The organism is Bacteroides sp. 14(A) (assembly GCF_000526555.1).
Lineage (GTDB): Bacteria > Bacteroidota > Bacteroidia > Bacteroidales > Bacteroidaceae > Bacteroides > Bacteroides cellulosilyticus.
Genome location: NZ_JAGH01000001.1, coordinates 1,903,714 through 1,924,277 on the forward strand (window position 1 = coordinate 1,903,714; position 20,564 = coordinate 1,924,277).

Annotated in this window: 16 protein-coding genes; 1 reads left to right on the forward strand and 15 read right to left on the reverse strand. The window is 45.0% G+C overall.

Annotated features, from left to right (window positions below; genetic code table 11):
* Positions 1 to 7 precede the first annotated feature (7 nt).
* From K429_RS0107135 to K429_RS0107145, 3 genes are all read right to left on the reverse strand, one after another.
* Positions 8 to 565: an NADH peroxidase gene (locus tag K429_RS0107135; protein WP_007215010.1), complete on the reverse strand. Its 558-nt coding sequence runs from the start codon at positions 563 to 565 to the stop codon at positions 8 to 10.
* A gap of 50 nt (positions 566 to 615) precedes the next feature.
* Positions 616 to 1,026, reverse strand: coding sequence for a Fur family transcriptional regulator (locus K429_RS0107140; protein ID WP_007215009.1), 411 nt, complete (start codon positions 1,024 to 1,026; stop codon positions 616 to 618).
* A gap of 106 nt (positions 1,027 to 1,132) precedes the next feature.
* Positions 1,133 to 3,025, reverse strand: a complete 1,893-nt coding sequence (locus K429_RS0107145; RefSeq protein WP_025726483.1) for an ATP-binding protein — start codon at positions 3,023 to 3,025, stop codon at positions 1,133 to 1,135.
* A gap of 137 nt (positions 3,026 to 3,162) precedes the next feature.
* Between K429_RS0107145 and K429_RS0107150 the strand changes: the two genes are divergently transcribed.
* Positions 3,163 to 5,091, forward strand: coding sequence for an NAD(+) synthase (locus tag K429_RS0107150; RefSeq protein ID WP_025726484.1), 1,929 nt, complete (start codon positions 3,163 to 3,165; stop codon positions 5,089 to 5,091).
* A 192-nt stretch (positions 5,092 to 5,283) separates the two neighbouring features.
* Here K429_RS0107150 and K429_RS0107155 read toward each other — a convergent pair whose 3' ends face one another.
* The 12 genes from K429_RS0107155 to K429_RS0107215 form a co-directional block, all read right to left on the reverse strand.
* Positions 5,284 to 6,120, reverse strand: coding sequence for a transporter substrate-binding domain-containing protein (locus tag K429_RS0107155; protein ID WP_007217727.1), 837 nt, complete (start codon positions 6,118 to 6,120; stop codon positions 5,284 to 5,286).
* A 12-nt stretch (positions 6,121 to 6,132) separates the two neighbouring features.
* A complete protein-coding gene (locus tag K429_RS0107160; protein ID WP_007215005.1) occupies positions 6,133 to 8,361 on the reverse strand; it encodes a putative porin in 2,229 nt (742 codons plus the stop codon).
* A gap of 176 nt (positions 8,362 to 8,537) precedes the next feature.
* Positions 8,538 to 9,080, reverse strand: a complete 543-nt coding sequence (locus K429_RS0107165; protein ID WP_007215003.1) for a 2-oxoacid:acceptor oxidoreductase family protein — start codon at positions 9,078 to 9,080, stop codon at positions 8,538 to 8,540.
* Positions 9,081 to 9,177: 97 nt separating this feature from the next.
* Positions 9,178 to 9,939, reverse strand: a complete 762-nt coding sequence (locus K429_RS0107170; RefSeq protein ID WP_007215002.1) for a thiamine pyrophosphate-dependent enzyme — start codon at positions 9,937 to 9,939, stop codon at positions 9,178 to 9,180.
* 182 nt (positions 9,940 to 10,121) lie between these two features.
* Positions 10,122 to 11,207 (reverse strand): 3-methyl-2-oxobutanoate dehydrogenase subunit VorB, encoded by a 1,086-nt coding sequence (locus K429_RS0107180; RefSeq protein WP_007217728.1) that lies wholly within the window; start codon positions 11,205 to 11,207, stop codon positions 10,122 to 10,124.
* Positions 11,208 to 11,226: 19 nt separating this feature from the next.
* The gene (locus K429_RS29785) at positions 11,227 to 11,454 is read right to left on the reverse strand and encodes a ferredoxin family protein (RefSeq protein WP_007217729.1); all 228 of its coding nucleotides are present in this window, start codon (positions 11,452 to 11,454) and stop codon (positions 11,227 to 11,229) included.
* Between the two features lie 21 nt (positions 11,455 to 11,475).
* A complete protein-coding gene (locus tag K429_RS0107190; protein WP_007214998.1) occupies positions 11,476 to 11,751 on the reverse strand; it encodes a tol-pal system YbgF family protein in 276 nt (91 codons plus the stop codon).
* 169 nt (positions 11,752 to 11,920) lie between these two features.
* Positions 11,921 to 13,324, reverse strand: coding sequence for a glycoside hydrolase family 28 protein (locus tag K429_RS0107195; RefSeq protein WP_007214997.1), 1,404 nt, complete (start codon positions 13,322 to 13,324; stop codon positions 11,921 to 11,923).
* A gap of 277 nt (positions 13,325 to 13,601) precedes the next feature.
* Positions 13,602 to 14,036 carry a ribose 5-phosphate isomerase B gene (rpiB, locus tag K429_RS0107200; protein ID WP_025726486.1) on the reverse strand — a complete coding sequence of 145 codons (435 nt, stop codon included), beginning with the start codon at positions 14,034 to 14,036 and terminating at the stop codon, positions 13,602 to 13,604.
* Positions 14,037 to 14,164: 128 nt separating this feature from the next.
* On the reverse strand, positions 14,165 to 16,174 hold the full coding sequence (locus K429_RS0107205; RefSeq protein WP_007217731.1) for a transketolase: 2,010 nt from the start codon (positions 16,172 to 16,174) through the stop codon (positions 14,165 to 14,167).
* 175 nt (positions 16,175 to 16,349) lie between these two features.
* Positions 16,350 to 17,894, reverse strand: a complete 1,545-nt coding sequence (locus K429_RS0107210) for an alpha-N-arabinofuranosidase (RefSeq protein ID WP_025726487.1) — start codon at positions 17,892 to 17,894, stop codon at positions 16,350 to 16,352.
* 34 nt (positions 17,895 to 17,928) lie between these two features.
* Positions 17,929 to 20,277, reverse strand: a complete 2,349-nt coding sequence (locus K429_RS0107215; protein WP_025726488.1) for a glycoside hydrolase family 127 protein — start codon at positions 20,275 to 20,277, stop codon at positions 17,929 to 17,931.
* Between the last annotated feature and the right edge of the window lie 287 nt (positions 20,278 to 20,564).

A 20,564-nucleotide genomic window follows, 5' to 3' on the forward strand; every position in this document is an offset into this window, starting at 1 on the left:
AAAAGGATTATTTCTTGAAGTAACGGTTGTACAGACCTTCAAAGCCTTTACCGTGACGAGCTTCATCTTTTGCCATTTCATGAACAGTGTCATGGATAGCATCCAGATTCAGAGCTTTTGCACGAGTGGCAATACGTTTCTTGTCTTCGCAAGCGCCTGACTCAGCGTTCATTCTCTTTTCGAGGTTAGTTTTGGTATCCCATACACAGTCACCCAACAGTTCAGCGAACTTAGAAGCATGTTCTGCTTCTTCCCAAGCATAACGCTTGAAAGCTTCAGCTACTTCGGGATAACCTTCACGGTCAGCCTGACGGCTCATAGCCAAATACATACCTACTTCTGTGCATTCACCCATGAAGTGGTTGTTCAGGTCTTTAATCATTTCATCATCACAACCTTTAGCTACACCGATCACGTGTTCGTCAGCAAAAGACAGAGGACCGTCTTCTGTGGTTTCTACAACTTCTACGAACTTGCTGGCAGGAGCTTTACACAACGGGCATTTCTCAGGAGCGGCATCACCTTCATATACGTAACCGCATACAGTACATCTAAATTTTTTCATTTTCTTTTTGATTTAATTGAATTAGTTATTCGTTCGTTTTATAAAAAACGTTAGTCTTCTTTACATTGTTTACAGATTCCTTTGTAATAATAATGGATTTCCTGCACTTCGTGTCCATCCATATCCGTATCTACCACTTTTTTTATTGCGTCGTCACACGGCAAGTCATAGATTCTTCCGCAACGCTTGCACAAGAAATGTGAATGTGGAGTGGTGTCGGCATCATAGCATGTGTTACGCTCATCGATGGTAAGCGTTTGTGCGGCTCCTTGTTCGCTCAAAATCTTCAGTGTGTTGTAGACTGTAGTTTTTGAGAGTGTCGGTATAGTAGGAGATAATGCCGTATAAATCTCATCTACCGTCGGATGTGTGCGGTGCTCCATAAGATATTTCATGATAGCAATACGCTGTACCGAGGGTTTAATGTTATGTCCTTGCAATCGTTCTACTACTACTTCCATATTCGTTTAATTCAAACTTGTAATAATTACATTTTTATTTCGCTTGCAAAGATAAAGACTTATTCGATTTTACCAAAAGATTTCCATTCTTTTTTCCTCCTTTTTGTTAAACAGTGTGAATTGGCTGGTAAGGTATTTCTATCCAGAACTCGGAACCTTTACCTATTTCGGAAGAAACTCCGACGGTGGCATGCATCTTTTCAGCAATCATTTGGCAAATGGATAAGCCAAGGCCGGTACCTTGTTTGAAGTTATCCAGCTTTACAAAACGTTGGAAAATAGCTTTCTGCTTTTCAGGAGAAATTCCGCAACCGGTGTCCCGCACATAGAATCGCATGTTTCCGTCTTTGGGTGGATAGTAGCCGACAGTGATACTTCCCTCTGTGGTGTACTTAATGGCATTGGAGAGATAATTGCCAAGTACTTGACTCAGACGATTCTTTTCGGTATAGACGTGGCATTTCTTCATGCCAAACTCTGCAATACATTCCACATTTGCAGGCATTCTAAAACGGAAAGCATCTTCAAGTTTACGAATACAGCCATTGATGTCTACTTCGGTATAACAGAAGTCCAGCAAACCGGCTTCTATCCTGGACAGGTCGAGTATATCGTTAATGAGTTGTAGCAACAGGCAGTTGTTGTCTTCAATAATCCGGATATATTCATGGCTTTCAGGGGTATCAGCCGTTTCGGCAAGAATACTGGAAAAGCCCACGATAGCATTGAGCGGAGTGCGTATCTCATGACTCATATTAGCAAGAAAAGCTGATTTGAGACGGTCGGATTCTTCGGCACGTTCCTTTGCAAGAATCAGCTCCTTTTTATGCTTTTGGGAATGAATATAATAGAAGATATATAGGGTGAAGAATAAAGCGATAAATAGGATTGTCATCCAGATGTAAGTCTTATACTGCTGATAGAAAGTAGGAGGCTGGAAGAAGTAAATAGCGTCTTTCGGATATAAATTTTCTGGTATCTTGCACCATTTCAAGTCGGCAAAGTTCAGATAGGTATGTGCAACTCCGCCATTCTGGTAAGGAATGGAAGAGGCTGTTTCTCCCGATAGGATGCGACTGATTGTGGACATTACCGTATCCGTGAAGTCACGGATAGAGATATAATGTCCGCCAGCATAGAGATTTTCTTGCAGGTTTAAGTCAGCTAATGTAAATACGGGAACTTCCAGGAAGCTGGGGAGTATCTTTTTGAGGTGGTCCGACAGATAGTAATTCTTGTTATTTCCATATTGCCGGAGCCATGCGTAATAGATGACGCCGGTGGTTTGCTTGTAACTGGTAAGTGTATCCAGTAATTCTTCTGTACTTATTTGCTCTGAAGATAAAAGTTCCAGTTTTAGATCAGGAAAATCTTTTTGCATCACCGCACTCACGGCTTGGCGGGTAACTGTGCTGATATAACGGTTGTCGGAAATAAAAGCAATCCGGTTGACTTCCGGCTGAAGCTGTTTGATGAGTGTCAGAGTTTCCTTGATGTAATAAGGTTGTTTCAGTACGGTGATATTGTAGTTTTTGTTAAATTCTTCGATAGGGATACTGTTTGCTTCTGTCAAAGGAGTTTTTGCCAATAATGTTTGCAGAGTAGAGGGAACCCGTCCGCGTGAATAGCAAAGTATGACAGGGATATTTTTCCAGGGGCCGTCGAAAATGGGCGCACTGACCAACCAGCCCGGATCTCCTACGATTATGACAACTTTAGGTGGTGTAGGAAATGTTTGCAGAAGATTATCTTGGGCTTGTTTGACTTCTTCTTCATTGGTAAGCACCGGGACTGCCAGGAAGTATTCATGTAATTCGATATTTCCTTCATAAGGGAAGCGCTTTTGAAGTTCGTTCCGGAAACCGTGAATCCATGCTTCTTCTGCATTGACAGAACTGAGGAATAATATATACTCTTTTTCTTTAGCGGAAACTGACAGGCACCCGATTAGAAGTATCAGGGAAAGTAACCATTTATGGACTGTATTAGGAGCTCTCATGAGTTTTGTATGGCGTGCTTTAAAAATGTTGCTAAAAGTACAAATAATCTTGGATATCTGAGGTGAATGAAGTGATTATTTTGTGTTTATGGATAAATAACCGTATTTTTGCCGCCATATTTTTAAATGACATCCTTATGAATTACGGATATGTAAAGGTAGCGGCGGCTGTGCCCCGTGTGAAGGTAGCGGACTGTAAGTTCAATGCCAGGGAAATTGAAAAGGAAATAATCATAGCCGAGGGGAAAGGTGTGCAGATCATTGCTTTTCCGGAGTTGTGTGTGACGGGATATACATGCGGTGATTTGTTTGCCCAGCAATTATTGCTTGAAGAAGCGGAAATGGGATTGATACAGATTGTAAGTAATACAAGGCAGTTGGATATCATAGCCATACTTGGCATGCCGATAGCGATGAACGGAGTATTGCTGAATGCCGCAGTCGTAATTCAAAAAGGAAAGGTGTTGGGAGTAGTGCCCAAGACTTACCTCCCCAACTACAAGGAATTTTATGAGAAACGCTGGTTTACATCCGCTGTGGATGTAAGTGAAAGGAGCGTGCGCCTTTGCGGGCAGGTGGTTCCAATGGGAACTGACTTATTGTTCGAAACTGCGGATACGACGTTCGGCATTGAAATTTGTGAGGATTTATGGGCACCTATTCCTCCCAGTTCTTCACTGGCATTGCAAGGTGCGGAAATTCTGTTTAATCTGTCGGCGGATAATGAAGGGATTGGTAAGCACAACTATTTGTGTTCTTTGATCAGCCAGCAGTCGGCTCGTTGCATTGCCGGTTATGTTTTCTGTTCGTGTGGGTTCGGTGAGTCTACTACGGATGTGGTGTTTGCAGGGAACGGACTGATTTTCGAAAATGGCAGCCTGATAGCTCGCAGCAAGCGTTTCTCTTTCGAGGGACAGGTGATTATCAGTGAAATAGATGTGGAACATTTGCGCACGGAACGTCGTGTTAATACAACTTTTTCCGCTTGTCGGGCGCATTGCGCACCGGGAGAGGCGGTACGTGTTTCCACAGAATATGTAAATAGCAAAGAACTGAACCTGACGCGTTGTTTTGACCCTCATCCTTTTGTGCCGCAAGGAGTTGAGTTGAACGAGCGTTGCGAGGAAATATTCTCCATACAAGTTTCCGGTTTGGCTCAGCGTCTGGTACACACTGCTGCCAAGAGTGCGGTAGTCGGCATTTCCGGTGGGTTGGATTCTACATTGGCATTACTGGTGTGTGTCAAAACCTTCGATAAATTGGGATGGTCTCGTAAAGATATTATCGGTGTAACAATGCCGGGCTTTGGAACAACAGACCGCACGTATACGAATGCTCTGGATTTGATGAATTCTTTAGGAATCACCGTTCGTGAGGTCAGCATCAAGGAAGCCTGTATTCAGCATTTCAAAGATATAGACCATGATATCGATGTGCATGATGTAGTTTATGAAAATGCTCAGGCACGCGAGCGTACGCAGATACTGATGGATATTGCCAACCAGACTTGGGGAATGGTAATTGGTACGGGCGATCTTTCGGAACTGGCATTGGGCTGGGCTACTTATAATGGAGATCATATGTCCATGTATGGTGTGAATGGAAGTGTGCCTAAGACTTTGGTTAAGTATCTGGTGAAATGGGTAGCCGAGAATGATATGGACGAAGCTTCACGCATGACGCTGCTGGATATTGTGGATACTCCGATTAGTCCTGAATTGATTCCGGCAGATGAAAACGGCAATATCAAACAGATAACGGAAGATCTGGTAGGTCCTTATGAACTGCATGATTTCTTTCTGTATTATTTCCTTCGTTGTGGTTTCCGTCCTTCCAAGCTATTCTTCCTTGCAGTGCGTACATTTAAGGACGTGTATGATGAAGAGACAATCAAGAAATGGTTGCAGACATTCTTCCGCCGCTTCTTCAATCAACAATTTAAGCGCTCTTGTCTGCCGGACGGACCTAAAGTAGGTAGTATTTCCATCAGTCCGCGCGGGGATTGGCGTATGCCAAGCGATGCATCATCAGAGATGTGGCTTCGGGAAGTAGAGAGCCTTGCTTGATACTATTAGTTTCAAGGCATGAAACTAATAGTTTCTCGGTGTGAAACCAGTAGTTTCACCGGATGAAACTAGCAGTTCCAAGCAATGAAACTGACAGTTCCAAGGCATGAAACTAAGAATGGAAAAGAATAAAACCGGAAGTTCCCTGTGCGAAACTTCCGGTTTTATTGTATAAGCTTGTTTGAGAGGAACTTATCTCTGATTCGAAGTCCGGTAATATTTACGGTAGATAGATTTAAACTCATCACTGTTCCGAAAAGTCTGAAGCCAGCTGTTAAGGCTGTCCAATAGAACAGGTGATTGTTTGCTGACTCCCCAGGAATAGAACTGGGTAAAACTGATATCGGTATTGATATCTATCTGTGGAATACTGTCCGTTACGGCACGGGCGATGCTTTCATCGCATACGGCATAATCTATATCCCCATGAGCTACAAGTGATATCAGCTGTTCCGAACCGTATTTATCTATTTCCTTAATATATATAGTGTCACCAATTTCGTTTCCCAGATTACGAATACGGAGGATGGAAGGTGATCCTTTCACTACGTGCAGGGTTTTGCCTGCCAGGTCTAACTGACTTTTAACGAATAAAGAGTCAGTGGGAGATGTGGCTTTGCGTTGTACGAGAACCTGTTTATTAAGTACAATCGGAGTAGTAAGGAGCAAAGAGTCTTTCAGTTCACTGGTGGCTAGAATACCATAAGCGATAACATCGAACTCGCCTGTTGCAAGTCCTTCCAGCCGTTTGTCAAAACTCATTTCGGGAGTGATGGCAGCCTTCCAGCCATGGTCACGGGCAAACGCTTCTATCAGTTCATAATGAAAGCCCGATAAGGTATCTCCGTCAACATAGAAGCTGATGGAGTTGTATTCTGTGGCAGCGCGGATTATTTTCTCGGCTGCGATTTCTGCATAGTCACGCGGATGCCCTTGCTGCTTCTCCTTCTTTAAAAAGAAGGTAGCAATGAAAGCGGCTATTATACCCATAGCTGCGTATTTCAGTATTCTGGCTTTCGGGATTCTCATGTGGAAAGAGTTTTAATCGTAGAAGTTCCATGAAACACCTATCTTTAGCAGACTCGGGTTGATGGGGTAATGCGGTACGAGGAAAGAGTTACGTGTACCCATGCCTTGATTTACGTGAGAGTACATAGCGAATAACCGTGTACGCTTCAGTTGCAGGTTTGCATAAATGTTCACTATAGGATAACCACCTATCTCTACCTGATCGTTTTCCGGTTGCAGGTGGAATTGCTGAACGGCAGGCGTATAGGCCGGTGCGTTATATTTGGTGAAATAGCGCACATCGGCTCCCAATTGCACCGTAAGAACTTTCTTCGCTAACTTGGTCAGGATGTATAAATTGGAGTATAGTGAAAGTTGTGGCAATGGGAGAATTGTTTCATTGCTTGACTTTTGCCAGGTTACTTCGTTATCCAAATGGAAAATACCTGCACGGAAGTTCTGTTTCAGAGTTGCTGAAAGTATTTGTATATTACCGCTATACTGCTCGGGTACAGCTTTCTGGTTGAAATAAGTATAGTTCTTGACGTTTTCTACACCGGCACGAAGATTAGTACCCCAGCGGTCAATGTTTAATTCGCCTTCTACACGGGTACGGAATTCTTTCTCCATATTATCATTGTCCCAGAAGAAATGGTTGGAGTGATAATGCCGCATATAGAAAGATGGGAGTGTATTCGTCACAAAACCTCGTGCGATAAGATTTACTGTATCTTTTCCCAATCGGAAATTCAAATCCATATTACCATGTACACGGAATTGCCCCAGCGCTTTGTCCATAATACCTATTTCACCATCTATGGAATAGTGAAGGACTTTACCTTGTCGTTTGGCAAGTTCACCGCCTACAAATATTTCTTGTTCTGTGAAGCGGTCTACCGTCATGGAATCTGCATTCATCAGGTCATAACGGCTGAACTTATGAGAGATATAAGCGGTTAATCCTGCTTTGGCATATTTGTTGAAACCTTCCAACAGGGCTATGCCAAAGATGTTCTTTATGCTGAATGCTGTGGTGGAGTCCCGACTGACACTTCCGTTTTTGTTGAAGTAAGTGTTTTCATACATACCCTCCGGTTCGCTGTATGATTGGAAACGATGGCGTGAGCGCTCCACTTTAAAAGTATGAATGAAACTTGTGACAGGGACGAATTCTTCAACATAATTGGTATCTTCTGCCAAGGCAGTGGCGTTGTTAAGGCTATCCAGACTCAGGCTTTTTTTCATTGCAAGCCTTTCTGCTGAAAGACTGTCGGTGCCTAAACTGTCAGCACCTAAACGATCCATACCTAAGCTGTCTGTAATGGCAGTGTCGGGAATCATGGCAGTAGATGCTGCCGTGGGAGCGAAGTTCTGTTTAACGCTATTGTTTTGGGCTACTTCTTTCAATACTCTCCGCTTGAATCCTAACCGATAGCGTTGCGTAAGGTAAATATAGAAGTCTTTGTTACGGTTGGAAGTTTGTTCCAGCTTCACAGGAATAGTGGTGGATTCGTATTCTTTTTTACCGTCAGCCATTGTATCGGGGCGGGTAATGTAACCGTCATTAGCTATACCGCCGTTTTCATTCATCTTCATGAAGAAGTTGTTGTAGACAGCTTGCAGTTGGTAGCGTTCGCCAATATAACTTCCGAATATGCCGGCATTGAAGTGCGAAGTAGACTGATTGGAGTAGTATCCACGTCCGTACAGGTAATCGAAATTGAAGCCAAATGCCAACCGTTTGTTTACATTGACAGAAAAATAAGATTTGAATCGCTCTTCACCGTTTACCTTATTACCCGCTTTATAATAAGTCAGATTTGTATAAGGAACATTACTGTTGGTGAAGAATACCTGATCGGGACGAACAAAGAAACTGGAGAATGGCGTCATAAAAATAGTCGGTTCGGTGCTTTCACGATCAAAGAATATACGTGAAAGACGGGGAGAGCCGAGGTTACCCAGGAAATTATATTGTCCCGTCATACCGTCTACCAGGTTTGTATTCTGGAAGTTCAAGGAAAGAGTGTCGGCAGGAACGATGGTCCGATTACCCAGAGTCTCGCTTAATTGCCACATATAGAGTTTAGGCGGAATACTTTGAACGTCAGTGCTGGTATCCAGGCTATCTGGTTGTGTTGACGGGTCAACCTGATTCCCATAGCGGTCACGATTATCCAATGTATTGAGTGGCCGCTGTGCCTGTGCTGCCAGCAATCCCAATACGAATAGAAGTATATATGTCAGTAGAATGCGTCTCATAATTAGGCGCAAAGATACAATAAAAAATTATTCGCTTGCGGAATTCAGCCTTTTTTGCCTATTTTTACAAACGTACTTTTTATTTCTTTGATATAAATATGGTAACTTATAAAATAAGCCCTTGCAAAAAGAAACTGTTGCAAGGGCTTATTGATTTATCGTAAGAGTCAATGGAATTATACCTCTTTAATCAATTCCATTCCTTTTTTAATCGCTTCTTCATTCATCGGTATCAAGTGATGATGACGTTCGGGCAAGGTCTTCTTCAAGCCTCTGAGTACGCTATCCAGCGTAACCATCGGTTTCAGTTTCAGCAATCCACCCAGTACGATCATGTTGAATGCTTTGGCATTATTCATTTCATTGGCTGCATCCATTGCGTCGATGCGATACACTTTGATATCTTTACGCGTCGGCGGGTTGATGATACCATATCCGTCGTAAATCAGGATACCGCCCGTCTTTACCTTACTTTCGAATTTCTCCAGTGAGGGCTGGTTCAGAATAATGGCAGCGTCATACTTGCTCAGAATAGGAGAGGAGATTTTCTCATCGCTTACAATCACCGTAACGTTGGCTGTACCACCACGTTGTTCCGGTCCGTAAGCGGGCATCCAGCTCACTTCCTTATCTTCCATCAGTCCCGAGTATGCCAAAATCTTTCCCATAGACAATACGCCTTGTCCACCGAAGCCTGCTATAATGATTTCTTCTTTCATTGTTCTTTTCTTTTAGTTGACGAGGTTGCAGTTGACAAGTTGACGAGGAAGCATCTCCTCCTTGTTAACTTGTTCCCTCGTTTCCTTGTTAACTGATTTATCTGTCTTTCAAGTCACCCAGCGGATAGAACGGGAACATGTGCTCTTCCATCCATTTGTTAGATTGCGCAGGTGTCTGTTTCCAACCGGAGTTACAAGTAGAAACGATTTCTACCAGGTTGGAGCCTTTGCCTGCCATGGAGTTCTCGAATGCTTTGCGGATGGCTTTCTTTGCTTTGCGGATAGCACCGACTGTTTGTACACTCTGGCGGGTAACGTAAGCGGTTCCTTCCAGTTGTGCGGCGATATCTGCCATCTTCAGCGGATAACCGTGCAAATGAACATCACGTCCGTAAGGACTGGTAGAAGTCTTCATGCCGACCAAGGTAGTAGGAGCCATCTGTCCACCCGTCATACCATAAATGGCGTTGTTGATGAAGATGATGGTGATATTCTCACCGCGGTTCAGTGCATGGATTGTTTCTGCCGTACCGATACATGCCAAGTCACCGTCTCCCTGGTAAGTGAATACCAGTCTGTCCGGCCACAGGCGCTTGATCGCAGTGGCAAGAGCGGGTGCACGTCCGTGTGCGGCTTCTTGCCAGTCAATATCCAGATAGTTATAGATGAACACGGCACATCCCACGGGGGAGATACCTACTGCTTTGTCTTCCATGCCCATTTCTTCGATTACTTCGGCTATCAGCTTGTGTACCACACCGTGGCTGCATCCCGGACAGTAGTGCATGGGATTATCGTTCATCAGAGTCGGTTTCTTATAAACCAGATTCTCAGGCTTGATAATATCTTCTTTTGTCATAATCACTTCTCCTTATCTGTTGGTGAACCGTATAAAAAACTCCATCAGCTTAACGAATATTGCTGCGCCACAAACGTAGATGAACAGTTTGAAGTCATCCTTTGCAACGAAATATACGATGATAGCTGCCAAGGCAAGTATCATAAAGAGTATATTCAATACGCTTCTTATCTTATCAGGGTTCATTTCTCGATTAATTTTTCTTTCAGTGCACTTACAATCTCTTCCGGATCGGGTACGATACCGCCGAGACGCCCGAAGTGTTCTACTTTTACTTTACCATTCACAGAGAGGCGTACATCTTCAACCATCTGTCCCGCATTCAATTCGGTAACCAGCATGCCTTTCACTTTTTCAGCATAGGCTGCAATGGCTTTTGTGGGGAAGGGCCAAAGGGTAATGGGGCGCAGTATACCGACTTTGATACCTTCTTCGCGTGCAAGTTCCATTGCTTTCTGTCCGATACGGGCCATAGAACCGAAGGCGATAATCAGGTAATCGGCATCTTCACAATTGATTTCTTCGAAACGTACTTCGTTTTCTTCAATCAGTTTGTATTTAGCCTGGAAGCGGATGTTATTCTTTTCCATCTCTTCCGGTTTCAATTCCAAAGAAGTAATGATATTGGGCTTGCGTCCGTTTACTCTGCCGGTAGTAGCCCACGGGCATTGCTCGATAACTTCTGCATCTGTACGGCGGGGCTTTTGCGGAGGCAATACAACCTTTTCCATCATCTGACCGATAACACCGTCGGCAAGAATGATAGCCGGATTGCGATATTTGAAAGCAAGATCAAAGGCCAATCCAACGAAATCAGCCATTTCCTGTACGGAAGCGGGAGCCAAAGTGATCAGACGGTAGTCACCGTGACCTCCACCCTTGACAGTCTGGAAGTAGTCTGCCTGACTGGGTTGGATGGTTCCCAATCCGGGGCCGCCGCGCATTACGTTTACAATCAAACAGGGTAATTCGGCACCTGCCAGGTAGGAGATACCTTCTTGTTTCAGGCTGACACCGGGGCTGGACGATGAGGTTAATACCATCTTTCCACTTCCGGCACCGCCGTACACCATATTAATAGCTGCCACTTCACTTTCTGCCTGTAGTACTACCATGCCGGTAGTTTCCCAGGGCTTCAGTTCGGCAAGAGTTTCCAATACTTCCGATTGCGGAGTAATAGGATAACCGAAGTATCCATCAGCACCGCAACGGATAGCGGCGTGGGCGATGGCTTCGTTTCCTTTCATTAATACAACTTCTTCTGCCATATTCTACTGATTTACAGATTTATTCAACTTTTACTTTAAAAACAGAGATACATCCGTCCGGGCAAACCTGGGCGCACGACGCACAGCCGTTGCAGGTATCTTCCAATATTTGGTGGGCATAGTTATACCCTTTTACGTTCACCTCTTTGGTGAGGGCTATTACATGCAGAGGACAGGCTACCACGCATAGATTGCAGCCTTTACACCGTTCGGTGTCCACTACGATTGCTCCTTTAATCTTTGCCATAATTTACGTTACTTTTATATGTTATTGATTGTACATATCCTTATTGAAGAAATTCAGGATATCCATTGCCATACGATAGGCTTCACGGGCAGGGCTGTCGGGATTGAGGTCGATAGCATACTGGTAGTTGTTTAAAGCCAGTTGCCAGTTGCCTTGTTTACGGTAGGCATTTCCCAGGAGATAGAAAGCTTCGTCCCGGTCGGTAGAGTCGGTGATCAGATATTCATCGAGCTGCCGGATAGCTTCTGCTACATCTCCTTGATTGATAAGCTCTTTGATAGTTTTCAGTTGCTCCATATCGTATTGAGTTCCGGATTATTGGAATACAAAGATAGTTTTTATTTAGAGACAACGAACAAGTATTCTGTGAAAAATAAGAAAAATGGGGAAATATGAAGCCCGAAGTTAAATGAAATTCTGTCAGAATGTCACAACTTCGGGCGTATATGATGTAAAATGGGTTTTGCTACTTTACAAGTTTTCCATTTATATAGAGATTTTTGAATGTAACGTCTTTTGCTCCTTTTATGTCATTTCCATCTTTGGCAACATTATTAAAGTGGGAGTCTTCAACGCTGATATTGTACACATGATCATCGTCGTCGAGACCGATAATAAGGACACCAAGTTTGCTCTTTTCGCAGGTTACATTCTTTAGGTGAACGTTGCGGACAGTAGGAGTAAAACCGCGGTTGCAGTTCTCACGGTTTTCGTATTGCAGGTTGATGCGCAGCACGGCTTCGCGACACTGTCCTACGGTGACGTTACGCACGAACACATTTTCAATCAGTCCGCCGCGGCAGGTGCTAGTCTTGATGCGGATCACACGGTCGAGGTCTGGGCTATCCATCTTACAATTTTCTACATACAGGTTGCGGTATCCGCCGGAGATTTCGCTACCGATGACTACACCTCCATGTCCTTTCTTCATATAGCAACCGCGTACAATGATATTCTCGCTGGGAACACCCCATTTACGTCCGTCCTGGTTACGTCCGGACTTGATAGCAATACAGTCATCTCCGGTATCGAAGGTACAGTTCTCTATCAATACATTTTTGCAAGATTCGGGGTCGCAGCCATCGCCATTGGGACCGCGATTATAAACGTATACACCGCGTACTGTGAGACTTTCGCAGAATAGCGGGTGAATAACCCAGAAAGGGGAATTCAATAAAGTAACATCTTCTATCAGCACTGTATTACATGAGTACAGGTTGATAAGTTGCGGACGTAATCCGTCTTCAGGTGTCATTACACGCTTATAAATAGGAGTGGAGGTTTCACCGTACATCAGCAAGCGTTCCCGTCCTCCGTTGCGTTGTGCCACCATGCCCTCTTTCCAGCCATAACGGGGAGCGCCACACATAGGCCACCAGGTTTCGTTGGAGCCTTGTCCGTCGATAGTTCCTTTACCGGTGATGGCGATATTTGTTTCACCGTATGCATAAATCAACGGGCGGGCATTATAGCAGTCTATTCCTTCCCAACGGGTGATAACTCCGGGAAAGTAGAGGCTCTGATCGGTTGAAAATTTCAATACGGCTCCTTCTTCTACATGAAAGTTGACGTTGCTTTTCAGTGTGATGGGACCTGTGTAGAATGTACCTTTGGGAACTACAACCGTACCACCACCATTCAGGCAACATGTAACGATAGCCTGGTTGATTGCTTCATGGCAGGGAGCATCCGGGGTGTCGGGTTTGGCGCCGAAGTCCGTAATGAGATACGTTTGTTTGGGGAAAGATGTTTTCTTGATTTGCTTTTCAATCTTTGTACTCTCCTTGAAAGCCTTATCGAAATCTATCGAGTTGGCAGTTGCCAATGTGGCCGAGAGAAGCAGGGAAATAATTCCGAGTACTTTTTTCATGCGTTTCCAGTTTTACTTTAAATGGTTATTAGATATGCAGGCAAAAGTACGGAAAGTGACTCTATTATAGGGAAGAGTTTTTGGCATAAAAGGTGTAAAAATTGATGTGTTTATACTTCTTAGCTCTGAGGAAGGTGTATAAACTAAACTAAAAAACACTTGCGGGTGTGTAAGCCTTCACTACTGCAAGTGTTGCCTTACACATCCGCAAGCGTCACCTTACACTACTGCAAGTACCAGTTCCCGCACCTGCAAGTGTAATTTCGAGTTGGGATGATTATCTCACCGGTATTTTATCAATACGCTTCTGATGGCGTCCACCCTCAAATTGTGTGCTGAAGAATTCTCTCATAATCATATCAGCTTCTTCTGTGCTGATAAAACGTCCCGGCATGACGAGTACGTTGGCATCATTATGCTGGCGAGCCAGATGAGCAATTTTCGCAGTCCAGCAAAGTGCAGCACGAATACCCTGATGTTTGTTCAGTGTCATGCTGATACCTTCACCACTTCCGCAGATAGCAATACCCGGGTAACACTCTCCGGCTTCAACGGCCAATGCCAGGGGATGAGCAAAATCTGCATAGTCGCAGCTCTCCGTTGTATAGGTGCCGAAGTCTTTGTATTTCCATCCTTTAGTTTCCAACCACCCCTTGACGTATTGTTTCAATTCAAATCCGGCGTGGTCGGAACAAATTCCAATTGTTTTCATTTTCTGTTGTAGTATGATTGATTTAGAGGCTCTATAATGGGATATCAGGTGAAAAATATTTCGCCCCTACAAGCCTGTTACAACCTGTAGGGGCGAATAATCATTCGCCCGGTATGCACCAGGGTTTTTTATAACATTGCTTTTACTTGCTTATAAACGTTATCAGCAGTAAAACCTAACTTCTGATCCAGTACTTTGTAAGGAGCTGAGAAACCGAAAGATTCCAATCCCCAAATTTTACCGTGAGCACCTACCAAACCTTGCAGGTTTACAGGCAGACCGGCTGTCAGACCGAAGACTTTTGCGTCAGCAGGGATAACACCTTCCTGATATCCCGGAGCCTGGCTGCGGAACAAACCTTCGGAAGGAGCAGATACGATACGTACTTTCACGCCATCTTTGCGCAATAATTCGGTTCCTGCCACCAGTGTAGATACTTCTGAGCCCGAAGCTACCAATATCACATCCGGGTTTTCATCAGAACCTGCTACAATGTAGGCACCCTTGGCTGCCTGAGAGTAGTCGTTTCCAGCGGGCAACATAGCGATATCTTGGCGAGAGAAGATCAAACCGGTCGGAGTGGTAGTATTCTCCATAGCCAGTTTCCATGCAATTGTTGTTTCTTCTGCATCTGCCGGACGGAGAACCAACATAGAGTTGTGTCCTTTGTGGTTTTTCAGTTTTTCCATCAGACGGATCTGAGCTTCTTGTTCTACCGGTTCATGAGTAGGACCGTCTTCACCTACACGGAATGCGTCGTGTGTCCAAATGAACTTCACGGGAACTTCCATCAGTGCAGCCATACGTACGGCAGGTTTCATATAGTCAGAGAATACGAAGAATGTTCCGCAAGCTGGGATTACACCACCATGCAGTGCCATACCGATACAGCAGCAAGCCATAGTCAGTTCGGCAACACCAGCCTGGAAGAATGCACCGCTGAAATCACCTTTCTTGAAAGCATGCGTCTTTTTCAGGAAGCCGTCTGTCTTATCAGAGTTTGAAAGGTCGGCGGAAGCAACGATCATGTTTTCTACCTGAGTAGCAAGAGCGCCCAATACGGTAGCTGATGCAGCACGTGTAGCAGCACCTGCTTTTTGCTCGATAGCTGCCCAGTTTACTTCAGGAGCTTTACCAGAGAAGAAAAGGTCGAGTTTGGCAGCCTTTTCAGGATTAGCCTTTGCCCATTCTGATTTTGCAGCATATTTCTTAGCCATAATTTCCTTCAGTTCGGCAGCACGCTTTGCGTACAGTTCCTTCACTTCGGGGAAGATTACGAATGGATTTGTCGGATCACCACCCAGGTTCTTGATGGTATTTACGTAAGCGTCACCACCCAGAGGAGCACCGTGAGTCGCACAGTTAGCTTCGTAGCTGCTGCCATCTGCCTTGCGTGCACCCTTACCCATTACGGTATGACCGATAATCAGGGTAGGACGTTCGTTTTCTGCTTTCGCTTCGTTCAAAGCGCCACGGATAGCGTCGGGATCATTACCGTTGATCTTGATCACCTTCCAGCCCCAAGCTTCGTATTTCTTGGCAGTATCTTCGATGGTTACGTCTTTGGTTTCAGTAGAAAGCTGGATGTCATTGGCATCATAGAACATGATGAGGTTATCCAGTCCCAGTGCACCTGCGATACGGCCTGCACCCTGAGAAATTTCTTCCTGTACACCACCGTCCGAAATATAAGCGTAGATGGTTTGCTGCATCACTTCTTCGAAACGGGCTTTCATGAATTTAGCTGCGATAGCTGCACCCACTGCGAAAGTATGGCCTTGGCCGAGCGGGCCGGAAGTATTTTCAATGCCACGCATGATGTCGCGTTCAGGGTGTCCCGGAGTGGGGCTGTCCCATTGGCGGAATTCCTTCAGTTCATCCAGTGTGAATTTACCTGCCAATGCCAACTGAGAGTAGAGCATCGGTGACATGTGACCCGGGTCCAGGAAGAAGCGGTCACGACCTTCCCATGCAGGATTTTCGGGATCATACACCAGAAACTCAGAGAAGAGTACATTCACAAAATCGGCACCGCCCATGGCACCGCCCGGGTGACCGGAATTAGCTTTCTCAACCATAGAGGCAGCGAGGATACGGATATTATCCGCTGCACGGTTCATAAGTTTGTTGTCGTTCATATTGATATTTATTTGATTTGAATACTATAATAAAGCAGGTTGAAGTGTCACTTGTTAATTTTAACAGCGACAAAGATAACTCTTTATGCGTAATTCGCAACAAAGAAAGAGCCTCTTTTTTTGCTGTACTTCCGCTAGCTTCTTGTTTAAAATACAATAAGTCTTTTCGACTGATTTACTGTAACTCTATAGTAACAATAGACTTGGCTGGTAGTTTTATCTTCAGTACGCCTTTATTGATTTTTACCTCTTTGAATGGAGCTAATTTTATATTATTAGGGTCCTCAAAAGAGTTGTAATCCGTCAGGTTGGCAGAAGTTAAGATTTCACCAACGGCTTTCTTTGCCTTTACATCCGGCAGGTTGATAGTAATTTCCTGTGCATTGTCGGCATCGATATTAGACATTGAGATGTGGATCTTGCCGTCCTTGTCTTTAGAAGCTGTGGCACTTACCATAGGTACTTTACGATTATCGCGTACATCCATGACCTCGCAGTTCAGATCGAGTGGGAGGTAAGTGGCATCCTGGTGTACATTGTACATCTTGAATACATAATAAGTGGGAGTCAGCACCATGTCTTTACCTTTTGTCAGGATCATGGATTGCAATACATTTACTATCTGGGCAATATTTGCCATTTTCAGACGGTCGGTGTATTTGTGGAAGATGTCGAAGCTAAGAGAGGCAACGAAAGCGTCACGCAAGGTATTCTGCTGGTAAAGGTGCCCTGGGATAGTGCCGGGTTCTTCATCCCACCAAGTACCCCACTCATCGAGCATGAGGGCTACGTGCTTTTTAGGATCATATTCATCCATGATGGCGCAGTGTTTTTTGATAACATCTTCTATCTCACGACACTTACCCATTGTCCAGTAATAATCGTCTTTGTCGAACTTAGTGGCTGCTCCTTTACTTCCGCTCCAGCCGGTTACGGTGTAATAATGGAGAGAGAGTCCGTTCATACGTCCGCCTACGCGATCCATCAGGACTTTAGTCCAGTTATAATCGTAATCGCTGGCACCACTGGCAATCTTAAACAGGTGGTTGCCGTCGTAGTTGCGGCAGTAAGTGGAGTAACGGCGATACAAATCAGCATAATATTCAGGACGCATGCTTCCGCCGCAGCCCCAGCTTTCGTTGCCTACACCGAGGTATTTCACTTTCCATGCTTTGTCACGACCGTTCTGGCGGCGAAGTCTTGCCATCGGAGAGTCTCCTTCGGAAGTCATGTATTCTACCCATTTTGCCAGTTCTTCTACAGTGCCACTACCTACGTTTCCGCTGATATAAGGTTCAGTACCCAGCATTTCGCAGAGGTTGAGGAACTCATGTGTACCGAAACTGTTGTCTTCAATTGTACCTCCCCAGTTATTGTTTACCATTTTGGGGCGGTTCTCTTTCGGACCGATACCGTCCATCCAGTGATATTCATCGGCAAAACAGCCACCCGGCCAACGAAGTACGGGAACCTGGAGTTCTTTCAATGCATTGAATACATCGGTACGATAACCTTTGATATTGGGAATATCCGAATTTTCTCCTACCCAAAGTCCACCATAGATACAGGTACCCAGATGTTCGGCAAACTGGCCGTAAATTTCTTTGGGAATAACTTGTGTGCCTTGGTCGGCATGAAGCGTGATCGTTGCACTCTTTTGTGCGGATAGCGATACGGATGCAGCTAAAAGAACGCTGCTGAATAATAGTTTGTTTCTCATAATGGTTATTAGTTATATGATGTTCGTAATGTTATTATTTGAGTAAGCGGACCTCATAAATAGCAGGTGTCCACTCTGTTCCGTCGGGACTGAAGCGTATCGGATAGCTGCCTGCACTTAACTTTTGGGGTAAAGAATAACAGATCGTTATAAAACCCTCTTTATCAGGTTTGCTGATCGTAGGACTAACGGTCAGTTTTTCATTGTTAAGAAGGATGGCTACCTTGGTATAATCCTCTTTCCGTACAGTGATCATCAGCTGGCTGGCTTCCTCTTTTACTTTGAGGTTATAACTGAACCAACCTTTGGCACGTCGGAAGTGACGGTCTTTATTGATTCCAGTTTCTGCCTGTTCATATAGAATGCCATGATCCGATTCAGGCTGTTGTTCACCGGGGAAAATGAGATCTACAGTCTGGTTGGCAAGTTCCATTGCTTTACGTTCGCTCAATGCCACTTCTTTGCGGATACTTTCTACTTCAGCTTCGGTTACCTGATGGAAATAAACTGCATAACGGGAATCGTGAAGACGGAAGAAAGGAATCAATTTCAGCGCTTCTTTCTGTGCCGGATAGACGCTACCGGTATAAGTAAATGCAACCAAGTCATCGTTTATCTTCCGGAGTGATTGGGGCAGAGATGCGGCGGAACCTACTAGCATCGGTATTTCTTGCATGGAAATCTGTTTGCCATGGGCAATGTGTCCGCCACGGCTGTCATCTGCATAAAGCCCGTCCATATTCTCTGTCCCTGTAGGACTGGCAAGTACGATAGGGCCATACATGAATGCATAGAAATTTTCCCGATCCGGTATTTGCTCCAAAGCAACCTGCATGGGCATATTCAGTGTGATTTCATCTCCGGCTTTCCATTTGCGGTGAATGGTCAGGTACTCTCCCGGTTGGGCATTCGTTTCCTGTACTTTTCCATTAACGGAAACGCTGGCGCCTTTAGCCCAGGAGGGGTAACGGAGTTTGAGGCTGAATGCTTTTTTCTTGCTCTTTTCCACGCGGAATCTGATTTGCTCTTCGTCGGGGAAACGGGTTTCCTGTACCAAGGTTATCTTTTTCTCTTTCCAAGTCAGACGGGAGGGGATGAAGAGGTTTACATACAGCGTATCCTTTGCATGGGCGTAAATAAACTCTCCGTATTTGGTGTGATTCTCCAATCCGGAACCGACGCAACACCACATGGATGTTTCCGGCTGCGAATAAACGCGGTAGTGTCCCGGACGCATAGGGGTGAAGTAAACAAATCCACCCTTTGTAGGCTGTTGTGAGGCAAGGATATGATTATATAAAGCACGTTCGTAATAATCGGCAAAACGAATGTCGGGAGAAGTCTGGTAAAGCATCTTCGTCAGGCGAAGCATGTTGTAAGTATTACAAGTCTCCGGACCTTGCACATCATTGAGCATGGATGTGAAATTGTCTGCCGGATGAAAATGTTCGCGTACACTGTTGCCACCAATGCAGACGGAACGATGATTTACCACTGTGTTCCAGAAGAAGCGGGCGGCGTGATCCCAGTTCTGGTCTTGTGCAAGGTCGGCGATACGTTTATAGCCGATAACCTTCGGTATCTGTGTGTTGGCATGCATGCCTGTCAGGCGGTCTTCATCCTTCACAAGAGGGTCCAGAATTACTTTATGGGAGAAACGGCGTGCCAGTTCCAGGTATTTCTTGTCACCTGTGATTTCGGCAACATCAGCGAAAGTTTCGTTCAGTCCTCCGTGTTCGCTGCGGAGCATGTCTTGCATTTGTTGGTCGGTGAGTCCTGCGGTGATGTCTATCATCCAGTCGGTGAGGGCTACCAACATCTGGCGGGCAAGGTCGCTTCCGGCATAGAGGTAAGCGTCGCGCAGTCCGGCATAAGTCTTGTGTATATTGTATAGGGGTACCCATTTGCCATTGAGGTCGAAACCTCCGGCACGGATATTCCCGGCTTTAATTTCTTTCCAAAGTTGCAGGCTTCCGGGAGTTCCTCCGATGAATCCGGTGCCTACGGCTTGCTGTGCACGATGTAGCTCGTTCAGCATATAGTTCAGACGATTGTATATGGCTGTATCTCCAGTAGCGGCATACATCATGGAGAGTGCGGAAATGTAATGTCCGCCGATGTGTCCGTCCAGTCCGGTGTTTTCCCAGTTGGTATAACTTGGCGCTTTGGGCGTCAGTCCGGCTTCGCGCAGGAAAGGGGCGAGCAGGCGGTCGGGCTCCATGGCCATGATGTAATGTAAGTCAGTCTGTTGAGCTTGCAGGAAGGGGCTTTCCAACAGCTTAACATCTTGCAAAGGGAAATAGGAAACTTCTTGTTGGGTTTGAGCTTTCCCGGTCAGGAGAAAACAAAAAAGGAACAGGTAAGTAATAAGGATCGTTTTCATATTATACTATATTTGAGGTATAGAGATTATTTGCTTACTGACGAAGGTGCTTCGTCAGAGTTGACGACGATGTTTCGTCAGAGCTGACGATGATGCTTTGTCAGGGCGGGCAACGATGCCTTGCCTGAACGAGCAACGGTACTTTGCCTGAGCTGGTAACGATGCTTTGCCGGATTCAATGAATTGTCCGAGCTTGTAGAACGAATGTATAGGGAGTTGCTCCGGTGCCAACAGCACCCACGTGGCAGCCGAAGCTTCTCCCTCTACTATTACATTCGTTTATTCCT

Excerpts from the sequence above, each read along its gene's own strand:
- K429_RS0107135 (WP_007215010.1), bottom strand. The coding sequence starts at position 565 with ATGAAAAAATTTAGATGTACTGTATGCGGTTACGTATATGAAGGTGAT.
- K429_RS0107140 (WP_007215009.1), bottom strand. The coding sequence starts at position 1,026 with ATGGAAGTAGTAGTAGAACGATTGCAAGGACATAACATTAAACCCTCG.
- K429_RS0107145 (WP_025726483.1), bottom strand. The coding sequence starts at position 3,025 with ATGAGAGCTCCTAATACAGTCCATAAATGGTTACTTTCCCTGATACTT.
- K429_RS0107150 (WP_025726484.1), top strand. The coding sequence starts at position 3,163 with ATGAATTACGGATATGTAAAGGTAGCGGCGGCTGTGCCCCGTGTGAAG.
- K429_RS0107155 (WP_007217727.1), bottom strand. The coding sequence starts at position 6,120 with ATGAGAATCCCGAAAGCCAGAATACTGAAATACGCAGCTATGGGTATA.
- K429_RS0107160 (WP_007215005.1), bottom strand. The coding sequence starts at position 8,361 with ATGAGACGCATTCTACTGACATATATACTTCTATTCGTATTGGGATTG.
- K429_RS0107165 (WP_007215003.1), bottom strand. The coding sequence starts at position 9,080 with ATGAAAGAAGAAATCATTATAGCAGGCTTCGGTGGACAAGGCGTATTG.
- K429_RS0107170 (WP_007215002.1), bottom strand. The coding sequence starts at position 9,939 with ATGACAAAAGAAGATATTATCAAGCCTGAGAATCTGGTTTATAAGAAA.
- K429_RS0107180 (WP_007217728.1), bottom strand. The coding sequence starts at position 11,207 with ATGGCAGAAGAAGTTGTATTAATGAAAGGAAACGAAGCCATCGCCCAC.
- K429_RS29785 (WP_007217729.1), bottom strand. The coding sequence starts at position 11,454 with ATGGCAAAGATTAAAGGAGCAATCGTAGTGGACACCGAACGGTGTAAA.
- K429_RS0107190 (WP_007214998.1), bottom strand. The coding sequence starts at position 11,751 with ATGGAGCAACTGAAAACTATCAAAGAGCTTATCAATCAAGGAGATGTA.
- K429_RS0107195 (WP_007214997.1), bottom strand. The coding sequence starts at position 13,324 with ATGAAAAAAGTACTCGGAATTATTTCCCTGCTTCTCTCGGCCACATTG.
- rpiB (WP_025726486.1), bottom strand. The coding sequence starts at position 14,036 with ATGAAAACAATTGGAATTTGTTCCGACCACGCCGGATTTGAATTGAAA.
- K429_RS0107205 (WP_007217731.1), bottom strand. The coding sequence starts at position 16,174 with ATGAACGACAACAAACTTATGAACCGTGCAGCGGATAATATCCGTATC.
- K429_RS0107210 (WP_025726487.1), bottom strand. The coding sequence starts at position 17,894 with ATGAGAAACAAACTATTATTCAGCAGCGTTCTTTTAGCTGCATCCGTA.
- K429_RS0107215 (WP_025726488.1), bottom strand. The coding sequence starts at position 20,277 with ATGAAAACGATCCTTATTACTTACCTGTTCCTTTTTTGTTTTCTCCTG.